This is a genomic window from Streptomyces coryli (assembly GCF_011044975.1).
In the GTDB taxonomy this organism is placed as follows: Bacteria; Actinomycetota; Actinomycetes; order Streptomycetales; family Streptomycetaceae; genus Streptomyces; species Streptomyces coryli.
In genome coordinates this window covers 1-4630 of record NZ_JAAKZV010000394.1, presented here as the reverse complement: position 1 = coordinate 4630, position 4630 = coordinate 1, and the positions used below count along the sequence as shown (strand labels likewise).

Annotated in this window: 4 protein-coding genes; 2 read left to right on the top strand and 2 right to left on the bottom strand. The window is 72.4% G+C overall.

What is annotated here, in order from left to right; genetic code table 11:
* Window positions 1-166 precede the first annotated feature (166 nt).
* Together G5C51_RS39955 and G5C51_RS39950 are read right to left on the bottom strand one after the other, a co-directional pair.
* Window positions 167-1357, bottom strand: coding sequence for a S8 family peptidase (locus G5C51_RS39955; RefSeq protein WP_206314833.1), 1191 nt, complete (start codon window positions 1355-1357; stop codon window positions 167-169).
* On the bottom strand, window positions 1354-2184 hold the full coding sequence (locus G5C51_RS39950) for a hypothetical protein (RefSeq protein ID WP_165245523.1): 831 nt from the start codon (window positions 2182-2184) through the stop codon (window positions 1354-1356). Before G5C51_RS39950 ends, G5C51_RS39955 begins: the two co-directional genes overlap by 4 nt.
* A gap of 295 nt (window positions 2185-2479) precedes the next feature.
* On the opposite strand from G5C51_RS39950, the gene argJ reads away from it, so the two are divergent.
* The gene (gene argJ, locus G5C51_RS39945) at window positions 2480-3655 is read left to right on the top strand and encodes a bifunctional glutamate N-acetyltransferase/amino-acid acetyltransferase ArgJ (protein ID WP_165245521.1); all 1176 of its coding nucleotides are present in this window, start codon (window positions 2480-2482) and stop codon (window positions 3653-3655) included.
* 14 nt (window positions 3656-3669) lie between these two features.
* A complete protein-coding gene (locus tag G5C51_RS39940; RefSeq protein ID WP_338118486.1) occupies window positions 3670-4521 on the top strand; it encodes a GNAT family N-acetyltransferase in 852 nt (283 codons plus the stop codon).
* The last annotated feature ends 109 nt before the right edge of the window (window positions 4522-4630 follow it).

Below are 4630 nucleotides of genomic sequence, written 5' to 3'. Positions count from 1 at the left end.
GAGCGACGCAGCCGAAAAAGTCTTAGCGAAGCGGGCTTTTTCGGTTGTGTCGCGGAACTCGGCCCGGCCCACCCACCAACAAGCCCGTCCGGCGCTTGAGGACTCCGTGGCGAAGCCACAGGATGCCGCGCCGCAGGCGCGACCCCAGCGCGAGCACCAGCCGTCGTCAGGCCGATCGACGCCGGCGCAGCAGTAGCAGCGCCCCGAACAAGAGCATCAGCACCCCCACACCCCCGGCGATACCCCCCACCGTCACCAACTCCGTCTCCAGCGGCGGATGTTTGACCTTGCTCACGTCCGACGGCGCAGCCAGCGTCTTCTTCCCCTTGTACGCCACCGGCCCCGTAGCGACCTTCGGCGGGCTCCCCGCCGCCCGTACCGCCGCCGCCGCGTTGATCTGGCCGGCTCCGACCAGCGGGTCGTGGCCGCCCGCAGGGCGCTGGGCCGTGCGCATCAGGATCGCTCGCACCTGTGCCGGCGTCAGGTCGGCGTTCTTCGCCCGCATCAGGGCGACGACCCCCGATGCCAGCGCCGCCGCCGGGGACGTGCCGTCGATCGCGTAATAGCCGCCCGTGTTCTTGGCGCTGACGATGCGCACCCCCGGTGCCGCCACCGTGTTGTGCGTACGCATCGTGGAGAACTCCGCCCGCGACCCGCCCGGCGCCGTAGCCGCGACGGAGATCACGCCTGCGTAGCCGGCGGGGAAGTTGCCGTCGTTCAGGCCGTACTTGCCGCCGCTGTTGCCGGGCGCCGCGATCAGCGTGATCCCCGCTTGCAGCGCCCGCCCGATCGCGGCCGTCTCGTCCTCGTCCAGGTCGGGGAAGAGGACGCTGCCGAAGGACATCGAGATGACATCGGCCCCGTTCTCCACCGCGAAGTCGATGCCCTGCGCGGCGGCGCTCTTGTCGCCCTTCTGCCGCTCCAGCCCGCCGCCCTTCTCCTCCTCGGCAGGGACGTCGTCGATGACCCGAGCCGAGATGATCTTCGCCTTGGGAGCCACCTTCAGTACGTCGGAGGCCATCGCGGTGCCGTGGATGCCGTACTTCGGGTCGCCCTCCTTCAGCCCGTCCGAATCGAAGATGTCGGGACTGACCTTGCTGACGCGCCCCTTGAGCGCCGGGTGGTTGCGGTTGACCCCGCTGTCCAGCACGGCGACGGTGACCCCCTCGCCCTGGGAGCCGGCGCGCTGCGCCGACGGCAGGCCGAGGGCGCTGGACTCCCAGCTCGGCGGGGCGTTCTCGGCCGCTGCGGCGGGGGTGGCGCCCCAGCCGAGCAGGCCGGTCAGCGCGGTCGCCAGCACCGCGACGGTGCGCGGGGCGCGGGTACGTATCCGGGGCGTCGGGCGGCGGCGGCTCATCGCAGATCTCCGTGGCGCAGTTCGAGCATGTGGGTGGCGAACAGCTGGGTCAGGTCCTTGGCGTTGGCGTGCCAGGCGTCGCGGTCGGTGTTCTGGTCGTTCTCGCTGTCGACGTACCGCTCGGGCAGCCGGCCCGCCACGTAGCCGTCCGCCGAGCCGATGCTCGCGCCCACGGTGTACGGCATGTACTCGCCGAGGACGGTCTCCATCCAGGCGCCGTTGCGGTTCTCGAACTTGGCGGCGATGGTGCCCGGCACCGCGTACGGGGTGACCGCGCCGTCGATGAGCTTGTTGTCCTCCCACGCCTTGTGGACCTTGTCCTTCGGGCCCTCGTCCTGCGCGCCCTCGGGCAGGACCACGATCGCGACCGTGGCGACCATGTTCCCGGTGGGATCGGCATACGTGGCGCGCAGCACCGCCTTGCAGCCGAGCTTCTTCGCGGCGGCGCGGACGTATTCGGTCAGGGCCTTGTCGCAATCCGTGCCGGGGGCTATGCCCACGCGGTTCCAGCGGGCGGTCTTGCGGTCGTACAGCGACTCGCGGTCGTCGGGGCTGCCGCCGAGGTGGTCGGGGAAGAGCTTGTCGGCGGGCTCGTTGCGCCACATCACCGCGCCGTACTCGTCGTTGGAGTACTCCTGGCGGCTGTTGCTGTACGCGTGCTGGATCAGGAGGCCGCCGCCCAGCAGGCCCAGGACCCCGAAGACGGCGAGCAGGCCGCCGAAGACCCGGCGTGCGCCGCCACCGCCGCCGGAGCCGGGGGGTGGTGGGCCCGGTGCGTACGGCTGGCCTGGTGTGTACGGCTGACCCGGCACTGGCGGCTGGCCCACTGGCGGCTGGCCCCCCGGAGGCTGCCCCGGCGCGGGCGGCTGCCCGCCCGGTATCGGTGGCGCCCCGGACGGCATCGGCGGCGGTGCCCCGAAGCCCTGCTGCTGGCCATACGGACTGGCGCTGCCCGGATTACCGGGCGGCGGCGGGTACGACATGAACTTCCCTCCCACGGACACCAAATGGTGGGAGCAGCCGCAAGCCACCCTCCCCCCGTAAGTGCACAGAGAACCCGATGGCCACATCCGTTCGCAACTCGCTTCCGGATCCCGAGCCTGGTATGCAAGAATATTCCGTATGGCACATGACTATGCAAGCGGTGAGGTGGAGTCCTGGCCCACCGGATTCCGCGCCTACACCGCCCACGGCGGCATCCGCGACAGCGGAGACGACATATCGGTCGTCGTCTCCGACCGGCCCGCGGTGAGCGCGGTCATGTTCACCAAGAGCCACTTCGCGGGCCCCGCGGTGGTCCTCAGCCGCAAGCACGCCGCCGGCCGGCGGCTCCGCGCCGTTGTCACCCTCGCCCAGAACGCCAACGTCGCCACCGGCCGGGCGGGCCACGACAACGCCGCCGAGGTCACCGCCCGGGTGGCGAGGCTCGCCGGTGTCGCCGCCGACGAGGTGCTGATCGGCTCCACCGGGGTGATCGGCCGGCCGCTGCCGATGGACGCCATCCGCGCCCACTTCGAGGCCTCGACCGGTGACTTCACCGCCGCCCCCCTCGACGTCGCCCGCGCCATGATGACCACCGACACCCGCCCCAAGACCGCCGAGCGGCAGGTCGGCGCGGCCCGTATCACCGGCGTCGCCAAGGGCGTCGGGATGCTGGAGCCGGACATGGCGACGATGCTCGCCTACGTCTTCACCGACGCCGCGGTGGCGCCGGACGACCTCGACCGCGCGCTGCGCAAGGCCGTCGAGCCGTCCTTCAACTCCCTGAGCGTCGACACCGATACGTCGACGTCCGACACGGTCGCGGTGCTCGCCAACGGGGCGGCAGGGCCTGTCGACCAGGACGCATTCGCCGCCGCGCTCGCCGATCTGTGCCTTGACCTGTGCCTCCAGCTCGCCCGCGACGGCGAGGGGGCCACCAAGCTGCTGACGGTGACGGTCGCGGGCGCCGCGGACGACGCGCAGGCCAAGCGCGTCGCCAAGAGCGTCGTCAACTCCCCCCTCGTAAAGACCGCCGTGCACGGCGCCGACCCCAACTGGGGCCGCGTCGCCATGGCGCTCGGCAAGAACACCGACGAGTCCGGCATCGACCCCGACCGGATCGCGGTGCGCTTCGGCGACGTCGAGGTGTATCCGTCCGAGCCCGGCGGCGACACCCTCGACCGGCTCACCGAGCTGATGCGTCGGGACGAGGTCAGCATCGGCATCGACCTCGGTTACGGCGGCGGGGAAGCCACCGTCTATGGCTGCGACTTGTCGGCGGGGTATGTACGGATCAACGCGGACTACACGAGCTAGCCATGCCGGTAGCCGTGGAGACAGAGCTGATCACGGGCCTGCAGGAGCGCGCGGCGCGGGCGCTTCCGGCGCGGCGCACCGAGGTGGTGGACGGCTGGTGGCTACGGGATGCGCCCGGCGGCTCGTGGTGGACCGAGTCGGTGCTGCCGCATGCGGAGCACGGCCGTGAGGGGCTGGAACGCCTGATCACGGCGGCGGAGAAGCAGGCCGCCGAGCGGGGGCGGGCCGCGTGCTTCCAGATCACGCCGGGGGTGTGCCCGGCGGGGCTCGACACGCTGCTGGCGGAGCGCGGCTATCGACGGGAGTCGGCGGCGTCGCTGCGGACGGCGCGGGTGGCGGAGGTGCGGTCGCGGTGTGCCGCGGCCGGGGTGCCGATGATGGGCGTGCGCGGGACGCGCGCAGCGGGCGCGTCCGATACGGATATGCGCGGGACGCGCGCAGCTGCCGCGGCCGGGGCTTCGGCCGAAATCCGCGTGGACGCGCGGCCGGGCCAGGCGTGGTTCGACGCATGGGCACAGGTCTCCGGGCACGGCGCCGACCTCGCCGAGGAGTGGGCGCGCCTCGAGCGCATCCAGCCGCCGACCGCGTACGCCTCCGTGCTGCTCGACGGCCAAGTGGCCGCCGTAGGCCGGGCGGTGACCGACGCCGGCTGGGCAGGCCTGTTCGGCATCGCCACGCTGCCCCGGGCCCGCGGACGCGGAGCGGCACGCGCCGTACTGGGGGCGCTGGCGGAATGGGCCGCAGGGGCGGAAGCCGAGGACCTGTATCTCCAGGTGCAGCGCTCCAACGCCCCGGCCCTCCGCCTCTACGACCGCGTGGGCTTCGGCGAGGCGGCCGCGTACCACTACCGGCGGGCGGCGCACTGATCGGCGGGGCTGTTCCCGACCACCCGCCCGATGTTGTCGCTCGCAGCGGCTTGGCGTCGTCCACTTCTTCCTGTCGCCCACAGCAACGGGCGGGTGGTCGGGAACAGCC

Bases quoted from the DNA above. Each gene is read 5' to 3' on its own strand.
- argJ (WP_165245521.1), top strand. From the start codon at position 2,480: ATGGCACATGACTATGCAAGCGGTGAGGTGGAGTCCTGGCCCACCGGA.
- G5C51_RS39955 (WP_206314833.1), bottom strand. From the start codon at position 1,357: ATGAGCCGCCGCCGCCCGACGCCCCGGATACGTACCCGCGCCCCGCGC.